This is a genomic window from Aquimarina sp. AD1, assembly GCF_003443695.1.
In the GTDB taxonomy this organism is placed as follows: Bacteria; Bacteroidota; Bacteroidia; order Flavobacteriales; family Flavobacteriaceae; genus Aquimarina; species Aquimarina latercula.
In genome coordinates this window covers 2,660,804-2,677,019 of sequence record NZ_CP031966.1, presented here as the reverse complement: position 1 = coordinate 2,677,019, position 16,216 = coordinate 2,660,804, and the positions used below count along the sequence as shown (strand labels likewise).

Genomic DNA, 16,216 nt, shown 5'->3' with positions numbered 1-16,216 from the left:
TATATTTTAGTAATCAAATTAATTAGATTCGAACTTAAAGTCTATTTTACTTTTACTCTTATTCCTTCAGAATGGCTGCTAAACTCCGGTGCATACATACTTTGTATTGTAGTGATGCCATTAGAGAAATCTCCTTTATTATTCACACGTAAATCATATTCAAAGACATAAACTCCTTTTGGTAAATAGTCAAAGAAAAAGTTGGTAGAAGCATCTTTTGTGCTTTGATAATAGCCCAATCCATCTTGGTATTTGTATCGTGAGATAACATTAATAGGTTCCAATCCAGAAGCACGCATATCTTTCATGTGTACAAATTCCATAGCGCGATCAGATCGTAACTCGATACGAACTCTAACTAAATCTCCTAATTCTAATTGTGTCTTATCTGTGATTTCTGTAATCTCTTCACCAGTATCCGCATTCTTTTTTAAGAATAATTTTTTCTTCAACTGTAAAGGGGTTTCTGCTGAGGTAATTTTATCCAGATTTTCAAAATATTGCCAGTACAATGCTCCCCAAGCGATCCCTTTTCCTTTTTTGGTGATTTTGGCAGTTGCCATATCTTTCTGTATCTCATTCCCATTCCAGGATGTTTTGAAATATCCTGTTCCTGCTTCTACTTTTACATCTTCCATCGTACTAGGATCAATTTTTTGATTTCCTAATACGATTTCTACCATATCAGTTACAGATAACCAGTCGCTACCTTGTAATAATAATGCATACACTGCCTCTGTAGTAGCTTTGGTAGTTTTCCATTGATTAGTTTGTTTGTTTTTAAGTAACCAAACTTTAAGATTGTCTACAATTTCAGTCTTTTTGGGTTCTTGTTCGATTTCTGCAAAAACTTCAATCATCAAGGCTTGTGTTTCTATAGGAGCCTGATACCAATACCAACTAGCAGTATTAGATTTCCAGTACATGCCTAGTTCTTCGCTAGTGATGCTTTTTTCATCTAATGATCTAATGATTTTAGTGGCAGTATTAGTATCATTATTTCGATGTAATATTAGCGCTAATAAACCTTGTGGATACAAACCTCTTTTTAACCAATATTTTTTGGATTGTCCTAAATAATAATCCCAAGCTTCATTAGTATTATTTGCTCTTTTAATATCTGTAAAGAAGCTACGCATATATAGATAATACATTTGCGTGTAACTAAGATGGTCTTCATTAATATCTATCTTGTTGCGCTTACAATATCTTTTAAGCTCTTCATATTCTTTTATAAATTCTTTATCTAGATAACGAACTGCTTTTTGAAGCATATTCTGAGTTTTGTTGTCATATTTTGTAACACCTAGTTTTTTAAGATGTCCAAAACCTGAAGCTATGTGCTGAGTGATATAACGATTTTCTCTTCCTTCTTTAAACCAAGGGAAAGCTCCAGAACCATACTGCATTTGCTGTAGTTTGTTAATAGCACTTTGCAATTCATTATTCATCTTATTAAGATCGAAAAGTAATGCAATGCGTTTCTTTTGTTCTGTTTCACTTTGTGCATCTCTTAACCAAGGTGTCTCTTGTATGATTAGCGATTTTAATTCTTGATTTTTCTCTAGATTGCTAAGTAAAGCATCCGTGTTTTTCCACTGATTGAATACTTCCTGAATTCTTGGGTTAGAATTAGCAATATGACTTGCTAAAGAATTTGCATAATATCTAGAGAATGTTTGTTCTGCACATTCGTATGGATACTCCATTAAGTAGGGTAGTGCTTGCACAGCATACCAAGCTGGATTAGATGTCATCTCTAATGTGAGCTTATGATTTTTTAATGTAGTGGATGTGTTTTCTTTTAATTTATCTAATGTAAATGTCTTGGTCTGATTAGAACGGATCCACATAGGTAATGTTTCTGTAACCAGCATTCGGTTTGATAACACAGGTAATACATTCTGTTCTCCATCAGAAAACTCACCAGCTTTTGCTATAATTTTATATTGTACCGTTTGTACAGTAGAGGGAATCGAAAGTTCCCACGATACATTAGTATTTCCAGCCGCTTTTACAGAAAAATCTTTGCGAATACTAGTGTTCTGTAAATCGGTATCAATTGATTTACCGGTCAAAGCATCTGTTAATTGTAACTCGATAACTCCACTAAGATCTTTAGAAGAAATATTAGAAACTTTAGAACTCAGAATAATCTTATCACCTTCTCTAAGAAATCTTGGAGGATTTGGTAAAATCATTAGTTCTTTTTGGGTAATAGTTTCTAATAGTTGTGTTCCAGCATTTAGCTTTTTAGTATGTGCCAATAGTTGCACTTTCCATTTAGTCAATGCCTCTGGAGCAGTAAAATTAAAACTTATGTTACCTTCTGCATCCGTAGTTAACTTCGGAAAGAAAAATGCGGTTTCCTGAAGATTTTTACGAATCTTAACTCCTTCTAGGGATGGTTCTTTTTTCTCTTCATCTTGTTCATTCTTTTCAAAAGTACCTCCCAAAATTTCTTTAGAAGATTTTTCTTCAACTACAGCAACTTCTTCTAGTTCTGCATCATCCGCGGCCATTTCCATAGATGCCATGGGAGCAGAAGCTAATTTTCTGCTTTTTTTACCTCGTACACCAGAGGCGAAAGAGTCCATTCGGTAATTGTATGAATTTCCAAAATATAATCCAAACCAATTTAGTTGATCATATCCCTGGTGTTGGAAACTAGCGATCCATAGTTGTTGATCATAGATATTAAAATTCCCTTTAGCAAAACTTTTGGTTGCATTTCGTTGTGAGTACGAATAGTAAATAGGTCGATTGATAGGATTAAAATACCATTGATGCGGCTTAAATTGATCTAAAGAAGCATCATACATACTGGCTAGTAGCTCTGCAGTTACTTTATCTCCTTTAGGTCCTTTTACAGTAAAACTCCAAGTTTCTTGTTGTCCTGGTTGTAACTTATCTCTAAAGGTGTTAGTTTCTATAGTAAGCGCTGTCGGTTCATACGGAACTGCAATCGGTATAGTACCACTTTGATATGCATTATAATTTGCAAAACTATATGTAACGGCAAAACCACCTAGATCTTCTTTATTTACGGGTATTTTGATAGTCTTACTATTGTTAGATAATTTAATCAGTTTAGTTTCAATTACCTTTTGATTTTTCTCAATATCTAAAGTGACTGTAATATCTTCTGAGGCAGAACTTAGTTTTAGTATAACTTCATCTCCAATTGCGTATTCACCTTTGTCCGTAGTAATTTCAAACAGTTTATTGTCGGCTATAGTTTTATCAGATTGGTCATAGATATTAATATATTTAATATCCTTTACTTCTTGTCCAAATCGATCTTTAGTTAAAAGTTCAATTACATACTTACCAGTTTGCCATTTCTTAATAGTTTTTAGTAATATGTCCTTAGTTCCTTTTGCATTTTCTTTAGTTTCCTTAGTGTCATACATTCTTTCTAAAACAAGATTTCCTTTTTCCCAATTCCTATAATCATCTTCGTTTTTATAAGCATCATGCGGGAATAATTTCTTGAATTCTTCTTTACTCATATTACTGTAATCAGGAGCTTTCCAAGGGCGAACTCGTAAAGGGCATTCAGGAGCTTGTAGTCTGTAAATTTTAAGACTTCCTGTATTTGCTATAAATTCATTGTTCAGATTTTGAGTAGTAATATTTAGGATATTGCCTTTTTTGGTTTTATCAATTTCGGAATCAATATTAATAGATGCTGTTAATGCATGATATCCCACGTTTACATAGGTTGTAGTGCTTCTGGTTTCTCCATTAATATCTGTAACATCCGCTATTATTTTATAAGTAAAAGTAGGTTGATTATCTTTTGAAACACTTTTGTCTGGTAAAGCAGCGAATGTAATGTTGTATTCTCCTATATCATTGGTCGTGGTCTCACCATGTGTGATTTCTTGTTCTTCACTGTTTCTAGGATACCAATAACACCAACGAGGATACTGTATTTGTCTATATACTCGGTATACTACTTTAGCGTCTGTAATATTGCTACCGGCATAGGCAGTAGCAGTTGCTGTGAGTTTAATATTATCATTAACTCTATAGGTTTCTGTAACTGGATTAAAATTTGTTTCGAATTTAGGGCGCTTGTATTCTTCTACAGAAATATAGGTGCTATTGTAATTATCTGTTTGGATTGTATAATTACCTGTTAACCCAGAAAAAGGTAGAATAAATTCTCCAGCAAATGATCCATATTCATTGGTAGTGAATTTTAGTAGTTTAATTTCTTGCCCATTTACATCAATAAGTTTTGCAAAGGTTGGTCTATTAGCTACTACTTTAGGATCTTCTTTTCCTTTGGTAGCCATCATAATCCCTTTGAAATATACGGTTTGTCCAGGTCTGTAAATACTTCGGTCTGTAAAAAGAAAAGTAGAATATCTGGTGCTATTATCTGGTTGACTATCACCACCATATTGATTAAGATATATTCCTTTAAAATTTGCTTTATCTGTACCCTTAGTAACAGTTGCTAATACATTGTAGTAATAACCTTCTTGAGAAAAGAACGCTTCTCCTTTTTCGTTAGTTGTTAGCGTTTTATTTAAACTATTTCTTCTACTATCTGCAAAGAGTTTAATCGAGGCATTAGGTATTGGTATTCCATTATTTCTATCAATAACCTGAAACTTAGTTTCTTTTGTTGTTTTGTTTTCTAAAAGAGTCAGGTTAGTAACTTGTAAATCTCCAAAAGTGAATGTATGATCTGCGCTTAAATCTTTGGTAATTGATCCAACAATAATATATGATCCTTGCCCTAATGAAGGAACGGCAATTTCCATGTTATGGTTTTGGTAATCTTTTTTGTCAATAAATTTTGATTCCCATGAATGAACTTCTGATAATTTGTTTAGAAATGCTACTTTCTTTTTTGGCTCATATATTTTCTGTAAAGATTGTATTTGATTTTGATTTGCTTTTAATACTTTAAAATATAGAAGTTCAAGGTTTTTATAGTTTACTAGAAGCCTAGATGGTTTGTTAATTGGGATGTAACTTTCTAACTTTATAGAATTAACTTGCGCATCAAGAATTTGTTCTTTTTGATATGCACAATTAATAGCTCCTCTGGATTTAGGATATTGCGAAATAGCTGCTTCACAAACTTCCAAGGCTTTTTTAAGTGCCCAACGATGAGTTTCATTCTCTTCAGGAATATAAGTAGCGGCTTGTGTCTGATAAAGAGTAACTATTTCATAGTCGTATAGGGTGGAGGATGGGCTGTTTTTATGTTTTTCTTTTTCTGAAAGTAAGGTAGCTAGTAAAAGTTCTTGTTTATCATTAAACACAGCATTGTCATGAATGAATTTTAAACGTTCAATATTTACTTCGATTAATGCATCAGGTTTTTTATCTCTCTTATGAAAATTGATAAGACTTTGGTATATTTTTAAAGCATGGAACTGTAAGGATAAAGAATCCTTAGTGTTAAGTTTGATTATAGAAAAAGGTTCGTGATCTTTTAAGTAATCAGGGGAGTCAATTTCAAAAGCATATGCTGGTTTAGTAATGCTTGTTTCTGAAGTTTTATAAAAAGCTAAAGCATTATGCGATAGAAAATCAAAAAGTGTAGGTCGATATATTTTAGAACCTGTAGACTCTGATAAAATGTCATTGAATCGTATTAGATCTGTCTGTTGAGCTAATAAGCCATTTTCTAGTGATTTCTGATAATACAGATGGATTTCTGCAAATAACGTTTCTAAATCCCATGTTCTGAAATCTTCTTTATCTACTTTTTCAGAAGTTTTAGTACGATCATAAAATTGCCATCTATGTTCTTGGAAATATTGCCAATATAAATTGGCTAAAATACTTTCTAAGATATTTCTGCTAGGGAATTTACTGTTAGAAATTTCACTTTTAAATTCCTTAATGATATTTAGCTGAGCATTTTCTTCTAAAACTAAATTGTATTTAGCTTTGTAAATCAAAGCTTTAGTGATTTGATTTGTGTTGTTTGCTTTTTTTGCCTTACTATGGATCGTTTCTATAATTTCTAGAGCGGATTTAGGAAGACCTTGTTGGTCAAACTCTTCTACTTTTTTCCAATCGTCTTGATAATTATAGTCGTTCTGAGCCATCATATAATTTAGGTTTGTAATAAAGAGTATGAAAACAAGAATGATGTGTTTTTTCATCTGTTTGGTTTTTTTGTGTTTGTTAAAACAATAGTACAAGTCTTATACCACATATTTTAGATAAAGATTTGTAAATAGTAAATAACTATATAAAGCTACATAATTGCAACGATAAATTAGGGAAAAGCTTGTTTTGATTAGTGTAGTATTTAATTGAATGAGTATTTAGAGCTCTATTAAGTGGTGATTTTAGTGATTTATGTTCAGGAAATAGACCTAGATTTAATTTGAAAGTATGCCTATTAGTCACATTTTATTTTTGATTTTAGCTGTTGGTGTTAATACTCCATACAGTACATTCTGAAATAATTGAGGGTCGTAGACTTAATAGTTTCTGTTTTTATGACTATATTTATAAGTAATAATAAAAGTTGATTTTTCCCCAAAAAAAGGTTCGTATCCGTTTCGAGCCAACTATACTCACTGTGCTTATGTATAGCAGATGATCATTTATATTTTTACTATAAACCAAATTTTAAATTATGAAGGGTATTATTATTTTTCTATTAGTTATTATAACATTAGTTATGGGGTATAATCAGTATCACAAATACCAAAGATTTCATCCTAAAAATGTGAATTATGTATCCAAAGATACCGTGGATAATTCCTATTACGATCAAAATGTTGTGATGGATTATTATGAAGCAATTGAGATGTTAAATGGATTTGTTATATCCCAATGGTCTACAAACCGTATAGATGTTAGAAATCCAAAAAAAGACAATGCCGCGACTCAATATGCTGTAAATGAGTACCAAAAAAAAATAGGGAAAGTGAAGTATTATGAAGCTATTTTGCTTCAATCTACGGCGTATAAATCTAAAGGATTATCTAATGAAGAGATTCGATTACTAGAGAATAATCAACGGTCTAGCGAAGATCTTTCGAAACAAAAACAAAAAGATGAGTTTTATAATGTTTTCGAAAAGGTAATTTTACAGAAAACACTACAAATTGGAGACCGAGGACCTTTCGTATATGAGTTGCAAAAACAACTTACTATAGATGGATATGTTATAGCGGTTGATGGGAATTTTAAAATTGAAACACAAACTGCATTAAAGGATTTTGAATTAAAAAATCAATTGTATCCAGATGGAATATTAGATGTTTTAACGCTTCGTGAACTTCTGAAATCTCCAAATGAGAAGACACGACCATTAATTGCTACTCAATAATCTATTCATTTATGATCGTTTATAAATACGAACAAAACCTTTTACTTATTTTAGGTTTTACTTTCTTTTATAATTAAATGTAGATTGTATCTTTACTTTTTTGAATTAAGAATATAATTATGCGTGTACATTTTATTGCTATAGGAGGTAGTGCTATGCACAATCTAGCTATGGCGTTGCATCAAAAAGGAGATGAGGTAACAGGGAGTGATGATGTAATTTTTGAGCCTTCAAAATCTAGATTAGATAGATTTGGACTATTGCCACAAGCTTTCGGTTGGTATCCTGAAAAAATTACTTCTAATATTGATGCGATCATCCTTGGAATGCATGCAAAAGAAGACAATCCAGAGTTGCGTAAAGCGCAAGAGTTAGGATTAACAATATATTCATATCCAGAATTTCTGTATGAACAGTCTAAGAGTAAAACACGAGTGGTGATAGGAGGTTCTCATGGTAAGACTACGATTACTTCTATGATTCTTCATGTATTGCATTATCACGATAAAGAAGTAGATTATATGGTTGGAGCCCAGTTAGAAGGGTTTGATACGATGGTTCATTTAACTGAAGAAAATGATTTTATGGTTTTGGAAGGTGATGAATATCTTTCTTCGCCTATAGATCGAAGACCCAAATTTCATCTATATAAACCTAATATAGCATTGCTTAGTGGTATTGCTTGGGATCATATTAATGTATTTCCAACATTCGAAACTTACGTAGAACAGTTTCAGATTTTTGTGGATAGTATAGTTCGTGGAGGAAGTATAAACTATAATTCTGAGGATCCAGAGGTTGTTAAAGTAGTGGAGAATTCTGAAAACCAAATTCGAAAAATAGCTTACAATACTCCAGAATATAGGGTGGAGAATGGAGAGACTCTTCTGCAAACTCCAGAAGGAGAGATGCCTATAGAAGTTTTTGGGGCTCATAACCTGAGTAATTTGGCTGGTGCAAAATGGATTTGTCAACATATGGGTGTTGATGAGGATGAGTTCTATGAAGCCATAGCTTCTTTTACGGGAGCTTCTAAAAGGTTAGAAAAAATTGCAGAAAGTGATACCGCGGTTGCTTATAAAGATTTTGCGCATAGTCCATCTAAAGTAAGTGCAACTACTAAGGCAGTTAAAGAGCAATATAAGGATAGAAAGGTTGTCGCTTGTTTGGAGTTGCATACATATAGTAGTCTTAATGCAGAATTTCTAAAGGAATATGAAGGTGCACTGGATTTTGCAGATGAAGCTGTAGTTTTTTATTCGCCTAATGCAGTAAAAATAAAACAACTGGAAGAAGTATCAGCGGATCAAATAGCAAAAGCATTTAATAGAAAAGATCTTATTATTTATACAAATCCCGAAGAGTTTAAAGCATACTTGCACCAAAAAGATTTTACTAATGCTGCTTTGTTACTGATGAGCAGTGGTAATTATGGCGGGTTAGATTTTGATGAGATAAAAGGAATGATGTAATCTAAAAATGCTTTTTAAATAATCCATTTACAAAATCAGCAACGCTTTTTTGATTGTTTTTAATCAATTCCTGTTTTGCATTTTCGATATCTTCAGGTATTTTGTCCTGGCTTAGTTTAAATTTTCCTTCCCAGTCTTGTACTTCAATTTCGAAAGTATGTATATAAGGAATTAAGCGATCCATTCTGGGGTCCTCTATGGATAGTTTAAAATTTTGATCAGGGTTTTCTAAAAAATCAGTCATAATGACCATGGATTTTTTTATTAATTCTGGATCTTTAATTTCTTTAACAGTTCCTGTGGCATGTGCAATTATATAATTCCAAGTCGGCAATTGGTTTGTTGTGTATATAGATGGCGAGATATATGTCTGAGGCCCCTGAAAAACTGTTGTGATAGGATAATTATCTTTTAGTAAACTTATATGAGGATTGTTTGCGTCAATATGGCCAACCAGTTTGTCTCCATGAAATATAAGAGGAGCGTGTGTAATAAAAGGTTTTGTTTCTTGAGCTGAGACTAATATAGCAAAAGGGTAGGTAGTCGCTACGCTTTTGATGTTTTCTAAATTATAGTCTTGATGGTGCTTTGGTGGATACACAGACTATACGTTAAATTGTTGTAAATGATGATCTAAATGCTTGTACTGCATTTTTCCCCATTGATCTTTTGTGAATTTTCCGAACATAGGATGTGGATCCCATTCTGAAACGGTTCTTTTTTCAGAGAATTCATTAACAAGCGCTACAAGATGTTTTTTCTCCTGATCAAAAACTTTAGCGTCTACAACTTTTAATTTGGGATGAGTAGGTAAACTCCTTTTCCAAGGTTTGTCGTTATACAAAGATTTTTTAAAGAATAATTTAGCCAGTAAGCTAGGTTTCATTGATGGATACTCCTTTTTAAGAGCTATTTTAAGAGGAAACTGGCAATGATAAAACATCTGAGAAATATCCATTTTACCCCAAGAAGGAGTACTCGTGTTAGATAGTCTATGAATACGTTCTTCTATTTCGTTTTTCGTAGTTTCGTCAAAAAGAGATTTCATATCAGTGTAGTTTAGTATTCACTACTCAAAAATAATAGAATTATTTTAAAAATAGTATATAAGAATACTAAGCTATTGCTAAATAACTTCTTAATCAATATTTATGAAATAAAAAAGATTTGGTATTAACCTACTTTCTCGAAAACAAGTTTTAGAATTCCTTCTAAATCTCCATTGGCAGAAATATCTTGAGGTGTTCCGAGATTAATCATTAACGGTTGCTCTTTAATTTTTCCCATTAAGAAATATTGAAAAGTAGTACCTGATTTAAATTTGAAACCTGTTAGTTGAGATCCAAATGAAGTAAAAGTTACTGCTGTTTTGGAAGTGTTATCAGCTCCAAATGCGTCTATAGTAGCATCAAAAACTGCGGTTAACATATCATCACTGTAATAGTCCCATTTAATAGAGGTTCCATTACAAGCCTGTAGTTCATATTCTGATTGTGCTTGACATCCTCTTGGTACTTGTATGTGGTTTCCTACTAGATTTAGAAAGCTAATACGTTTTCTGTCTTGTCCATAAAAACTAATAGTAGCCAATAATAATACGAAAGTAAAAATGTTCTTCATAAATAGGTTAATTTGAAGTTGTTAAATTCTTTGTTTTTAGATTATGGGTGGTCAAATATAGTAAAACTTTCATTTTCAAACAAATATATGTATGATGAATATTTAAATATCGACAAGATATTCCGTTTTCATTTGTATTTTTTAGGCAATAATATCTTGTATTTGAGATAAATAGTTTATACTTATAGGTTGAAAGTTATAGGGAATAAAACTGCATAAAAAAATTGTATGAGTGAGCTTAATTCGTCATTTTCTATTAGGAAATGGAGTGAAAATGATCGACCAAGAGAGAAATTGTTGGTTAAAGGGAAGAATTCGTTAACTGATTCAGAGCTGATAGCAATTTTGATTGGTTCTGGAAACCGTGACGAAAGCGCTGTAGCATTAAGTAAACGAATTTTGGCAAGTGTTGATCATCAAATTAATTCGTTAGGAAAATTATCTATCAAACAGTTGATGAGTTTTAAAGGAATAGGAGAAGCTAAGGCAATATCGATAGTAGCAGGTTTAGAACTAGGGAGAAGAAGAAAGGAAGAAATTGTTCCGGTTATACCCAAGATTAGTACAAGTAAAGATGTTTTTGATATACTAAGTCCTCTTGTAGGAGATTTAGAACATGAGGAGTTTTGGGTATTGTATCTTAATAATTCGAATAAAGTATTACAAAAGAAGCAAATAAGTGTAGGAGGAAAGACCGGTACATTGGTGGATCCTAGAATTGTATTTAGATATGCGTTAGAATTTAATGCAACTTCGATAATATTAACTCATAATCATCCGAGTGGCTCATTAACTCCCAGTCAGTCTGACAAATCATTAACTCAAAAACTAAAACAAGCCGGACTTAGTTTAGATATTAAATTATTAGACCATTTGATAATAACAGAAAAGGAGTATTTTAGCTTTGCAGATCAAGCAATACTATAATTGAGAATATGTTATTAGTCTATGTTCAAAAAATAACTCCGAGGGTATCTTATACTTTTAAGCATATTTGTAAGCGAATTTTGGGATTGGAAGTAGGCTTTACTTCTAAAATAGAGTCTTTTATTGCTCATGATGGACCTAAACTTTCTTATGGTAAACAGCCCTTAGGTAAAGAACTTTACTTTCAGAGTGTAGATTTACTTTTCGAACATGGATTTAATGAGGTGGATATTCAAGTGATTCCCTGGGGAGAAACCCAATGTTTCTTTCAGGTTAAACATCCTGATACTGCTTTGCCTTTTGATATTTTTGCAGCTAGTTTTTACTTATTAACCAGATACGAGGAATACCTTCCGCACGTAAAAGATGAGCTTGGTCGATTTACAGCTACAGAAAGTATAGCTTACCAACATGGATTTTTGCAAGAACCAGTGGTTGATATATGGGCGTTTGAATTTAAGAATATTCTAAAAGAAAAGTATTCGGATATAGCATTTCAAGAAAAAGAATTTAGAATATATCCCATATTGTATATCAATCAAACTTTTGCTTATTGGCAAAAAGGAATTTTAAGATCAATTGGTGGCGGTTTACGTGATTTATGGCAGTTAAAAATAAGTGATGTCACGGATAGGTTTAAAGTAATGTTAGGGATAAAGAAAGACCCTTATAATACATTTGATTTTGTAATTAATTTACAAAAAAATAAAATAAGAGACTGTCTTGTATTTTTTGGTTTAGGTGATTATACTAACCTTGAAAAAAACATTAGTCATAGTAATCCAGAACACCGAAAAGTTATCAAGCACGTTTCTGATTATGTAAACGTAGGACTTAAAGTGTCGTATGATGCTATCTCGGATTTAGAAATGTTAAAAGAAGAGAAAACTAGAATAGAGAATATTGTGAATAGGCAGATGCTGTATTCTCTATGTTCATTTTATAAAATAAAACTACCAGAAGCCTATAGAAATTTTATTGAATTAGAGATAAAGGAAGATTTTTCTATGGGTTATCCTGAGCAAGCAGGGTTTAGAGCAGGAACGTGTACCCCGTTTATGTTTTATGATTTAGATTACGAGGTGCAAACTCCTTTAGTGATACATTCTTTTTGTTGCACTGCTAAAAGTTTTGATAAGGCAGAAAATGAGTTTACAGTAAAGCAAGAATTACTAGATTATATTAAAAAGATAAAAAAAGTAAACGGATTATTTATTCCTGTTTTTAGCAATGGTTTGTTTAGTGATCTTAATGAGCAGAGTTTTTGGGAATCAATATTTGAGTTTATTTGGAATCAAGATGAAGATAAAAAAGATTGATCATGTGTTTTTTGATTTAGATCATACGCTATGGGATTTTGATAAAAATTCTACTTTGGCTTTTGAGTTGATGTTTACTAAATTCCAAATATCAGTTCCCGTAAATGATTTTTTAGTTGTTTATCAACCTATAAATTTACACTATTGGAAACTCTATAGAGAAGAACAGGTTACTAAAACAGAACTTAGAAGAGGTCGTTTAATAGAAGCTTTTGCTGCTTTTGAGATGCAATTTCCTTTAGAGATTATCGATGCTTTATCAGATGATTATATTAATTTTTTACCATTGAATAATTACCTTATTGCTGGTGCAAGAGAGCTGTTGACATATTTAATGCCTAAATATCAATTGCATATCATTACCAATGGTTTTAGAGAGGTCCAAAATACAAAGCTTTCTAACTCCGAAATCAATCATTATTTTAACACAGTTACAAATAGTGAAGATGTGGGAGTTAAGAAACCAAATCCAATAATATTTGAACATGCAATTAGGGTTTCTGGCGCGAATATTGTTAATAGTTTAATGATTGGAGATAATTACGAAGCTGATATTGTTGGTGCCGAATCATTGGGAATTAAAGCAATATGTTTTAATTATCATAAAGAAAAGTTACCAGAATCCGCAATACAAGTTTCTGAATTAAATGAAATAAAAAGATATATTTAGTAATAAATATTTGTATATTTTCGTTAATACTAAACAACTCCCCCCAGATGAAAACAAAAAAAGCCAGTTTATTACTGCTACTTTTTAGTGCAGTTTTAACAACAGTTTCCTGCGTAAAGGAACTAGATTTTGAGCAACTCGAAGATGTTGTTCTCACACCTGTAATTGAAGCAGATTTTATTTATTCAGAATTTGATGTGTCCGATTATATACCTGATGGCCTTCCTTCGGATACAGATTTTACAATTCCTCCGGATGTTCTAAGAGATACTATTAATTACGATTTAGTTGGGACTGATTTTGCAATCGATAATTTAGATAGAGTAGAGCTAACTATAGAGGTTCGCAATACAATTCAAAGATCTTTTACGCTTCAGTTTCAGTTTTTAACAGAAGGTGAACAACCATTAGGCCAATTATATAGTGTTCCTGTGCAAGCTGGGATGGGAGAAGGTACAGAGCCTGTAGTGTCGTTCTCTGTTCCTAATCCAATTGTATTGGATAATGCTACGTTAAATCAATTATCATCTGCCCAAAAAATTGCAACAGAGATTATTGTACCAACTCTCAATACCGATTTAAGAGGTGTTTTAAATATAAGGTCTAAAGCTAGTTATTATGTAAATTACGAATTATGAGAATCTTATTATGCCTTTGCTTAGGTTTATTGGGATACTCGGGATATTCTCAGAACAAGGAAACCTTATATGATTTTACAGATTTGCCGCAATCATTAATGCTTAATCCTGGTGCGGATGTAAATTTTAAATACCATGCTGGAGTACCGTTTTTATCGCAAATTCATTTCAATGTTGGATTTAGGGGAACCTCTCTTTATGATGTTTTCGCTGATGATGGTAGGGATATTAATGATAAGATAGAGAATACTATAAATACATTAACAAGTAAAGATTACTTTACATTTACCCAGCAATTGGATATTATTAATTTTGGTTGGAGAAGTAGGCGTAATAAAGATTTATATTACTCTGCTGGTTTATATCAAGAGCTAGACCTGATTGTATATTTTCCTAAAGATTTTGCAGTATTGGCTTATCAAGGAAATCAAGACTTTATAAATGTACCGTTTCGATTTTCTAATGTAAGCGCTACTGGAGAGTTACTCACAGTATATCATTTTGGTTATAATAAAAAAGTAAATAAAAAACTCACTTTCGGTGCAAGAGCAAAATTGTATTCTAGCATATTTAATTTTAGAAGTACCAAAAATAGAGGTACGTTTACTACTATAGAAACTCCACAAGGAAATAATATATACCAACATGTAATTAGTAATGCAGATGTAAGTATTCAAACGGCGGGATATGCTTCTTTGAGGGATATCGAATCGGAAGATAACTCGGATGGATCAAAACAAGTTCTAAATAAATTTTTGGGTAGAGCATTTCTTGGAGGTAACTTGGGGGTTGGTGTCGATGTTGGGTTTACCTATAAGTTAGAGGATCAATGGACCATTACGGGTAGCGCAACTGATTTAGGGATGATTTTTTATACTAAGGATGTTGAAACATATCAGGCAAGAGGTAATTTTGTTTTTGAAGGATTCGAAACTCCAATTACAGATGATAATGGCCAGGATATTTTAGATGAGTTAGAAGAGGCGATCCCAATTGATACTTTAAATACTAGTTATGCTGCTTTACGTCCTTTAAAACTTAATGGTTCTATTAAATATTCTTTTAATAGATATGATGATGGGACTTGTAATTGCTTTATTGAAGGCGAGGATCCTCCTTATCAAGATGCTTTTGGTTTGCAACTGTTTTCTCAATTTAGACCTAAAAGACCGCAATACGCTGCTTCTTTATTTTATTACAAACGCTTATCTAATTTTTTAAAAGCGAAAGTTACTTATACAGTCGACGATTACTCTTATAAAAACGTTGGATTTTTAATGTCTACTCATATTAACAAAATTAATTTCTATATTTCGGCAAATAATCTTTTAGAATATTCTAATCTTGCAGATGCCAGGGGGGCATCTATTCAATTAGGATTTAATGTAATAATGTGATGAATATAATACGTGTTTTATTTTTTGGGCTTTCTTTTTTCTTTACAATTAATTTTTCGGCGCAGAGTACTGTGAATGATTATAAATATGTTATAGTGCCTGAAGGATATGTTTTTTTAAGGGAAAACGATGATTATCAATTAAATTCATTAACCAAATTTTTATTTGAAAAATATGGATTTACAGCATTTATTAGAGGAGAAGATTTGCCAGAAGATTTAAGAATGAATGGTTGTAAAGGGCTAAGAGCAGATGTGAGGAAAAATTCAGGATTATTAAAGACAAAACTTATAGTCGATTTAATTGATTGTAATGGGATTGTCGTATTCAGTACAAAAGAAGGAACTAGTAGAGAGAAAGAGTTTAAAAAATCATACCATGAAGCTCTTAGAGATGCTTTTAAGGATATAGAAGCTCTCAACTATAAGTATAATGGTAAAAAGGAGAATAATCCTGCTAAAAGCGATATTGTTGTTAAAGATAAATTACCTTCTGTTAATCAGACCGTACCTTCTAAAGATGCAATTGCTAAAAATAGTGAGGAGATAATTAAGAAAGCCGAAAGTAAGGTTTCTAAAGGAGATGTGTCCAAGGCTAAATCTTTGTCATATGTTTATAATGAGAGTATATATGCATTTGAGAAAAAAATATATGGTTTTGAATTGTTAAAAAAGAATGCTGATGGATCCGTTTCTATTGGTAAAATATATAAATCTAGTAGAGATAATAATTATATAGTAAGAGCAGGAGATTTAAGCGGTGTTGGCTATTTTGATTCGTATGGAAATTTTATTCTTGATCGAGTTAATCCTGCAACTAGTAGGTTGATAACGGATACTTTTGCTCGTCAATAAT

At 32.0% G+C, this 16,216-nt stretch carries 12 protein-coding genes; 8 read left to right on the top strand and 4 right to left on the bottom strand.

All coding sequences use genetic code 11. From position 1 onward, the window contains the following. Window positions 1–41 precede the first annotated feature (41 nt). The gene (locus D1815_RS11890) at window positions 42–6,137 is read right to left on the bottom strand and encodes an alpha-2-macroglobulin (RefSeq protein ID WP_118387158.1); all 6,096 of its coding nucleotides are present in this window, start codon (window positions 6,135–6,137) and stop codon (window positions 42–44) included. A 482-nt stretch (window positions 6,138–6,619) separates the two neighbouring features. Here D1815_RS11890 and D1815_RS11885 point away from each other — a divergent pair, with 482 nt between their 5' ends. Further along, entirely contained in the window at window positions 6,620–7,318 is a 699-nt protein-coding gene (locus D1815_RS11885) for a peptidoglycan-binding protein (RefSeq protein ID WP_118387156.1), read from the top strand. A 119-nt stretch (window positions 7,319–7,437) separates the two neighbouring features. Continuing rightward, window positions 7,438–8,790 (top strand): UDP-N-acetylmuramate--L-alanine ligase, encoded by a 1,353-nt coding sequence (gene murC / locus D1815_RS11880; RefSeq protein WP_118387154.1) that lies wholly within the window; start codon window positions 7,438–7,440, stop codon window positions 8,788–8,790. 1 nt (window position 8,791) lies between these two features. On the opposite strand, the gene D1815_RS11875 is transcribed toward murC, so the two are convergent. The 3 genes from D1815_RS11875 to D1815_RS11865 all read right to left on the bottom strand — a co-directional run bounded on the left by D1815_RS11875 (window position 8,792) and on the right by D1815_RS11865 (window position 10,410). Continuing rightward, window positions 8,792–9,391, bottom strand: coding sequence for an FMN-binding negative transcriptional regulator (locus D1815_RS11875; protein WP_118387152.1), 600 nt, complete (start codon window positions 9,389–9,391; stop codon window positions 8,792–8,794). Window positions 9,392–9,394: 3 nt separating this feature from the next. Then, on the bottom strand, window positions 9,395–9,838 hold the full coding sequence (locus D1815_RS11870; protein ID WP_027392569.1) for a DUF1569 domain-containing protein: 444 nt from the start codon (window positions 9,836–9,838) through the stop codon (window positions 9,395–9,397). Window positions 9,839–9,963: 125 nt separating this feature from the next. After that, a complete protein-coding gene (locus tag D1815_RS11865) occupies window positions 9,964–10,410 on the bottom strand; it encodes a hypothetical protein (RefSeq protein ID WP_027392568.1) in 447 nt (148 codons plus the stop codon). Window positions 10,411–10,638: 228 nt separating this feature from the next. Between D1815_RS11865 and radC the strand changes: the two genes are divergently transcribed. From radC to D1815_RS11835, 6 genes are read left to right on the top strand one after another with little or no spacing between them, the layout of a single operon-like run. Continuing rightward, complete coding sequence (gene radC / locus D1815_RS11860; RefSeq protein ID WP_118387150.1) at window positions 10,639–11,337, top strand: DNA repair protein RadC; 699 nt, start codon at window positions 10,639–10,641, stop codon at window positions 11,335–11,337. A gap of 8 nt (window positions 11,338–11,345) precedes the next feature. Further along, a complete protein-coding gene (locus D1815_RS11855) occupies window positions 11,346–12,656 on the top strand; it encodes a polysaccharide deacetylase family protein (protein ID WP_118387148.1) in 1,311 nt (436 codons plus the stop codon). After that, on the top strand, window positions 12,637–13,326 hold the full coding sequence (locus D1815_RS11850; protein ID WP_027392565.1) for a YjjG family noncanonical pyrimidine nucleotidase: 690 nt from the start codon (window positions 12,637–12,639) through the stop codon (window positions 13,324–13,326). Before D1815_RS11855 ends, D1815_RS11850 begins: the two co-directional genes overlap by 20 nt. 47 nt (window positions 13,327–13,373) lie before the next feature. Further along, window positions 13,374–13,964: a hypothetical protein gene (locus tag D1815_RS11845; RefSeq protein ID WP_027392564.1), complete on the top strand. Its 591-nt coding sequence runs from the start codon at window positions 13,374–13,376 to the stop codon at window positions 13,962–13,964. Next, a complete protein-coding gene (locus D1815_RS11840) occupies window positions 13,961–15,361 on the top strand; it encodes a DUF5723 family protein (protein WP_118387146.1) in 1,401 nt (466 codons plus the stop codon). The genes D1815_RS11845 and D1815_RS11840 overlap by 4 nt, the downstream gene beginning before the upstream one ends. After that, the gene (locus D1815_RS11835; protein WP_118387144.1) at window positions 15,361–16,215 is read left to right on the top strand and encodes a hypothetical protein; all 855 of its coding nucleotides are present in this window, start codon (window positions 15,361–15,363) and stop codon (window positions 16,213–16,215) included. Before D1815_RS11840 ends, D1815_RS11835 begins: the two co-directional genes overlap by 1 nt. Window position 16,216 lies beyond the last annotated feature (1 nt).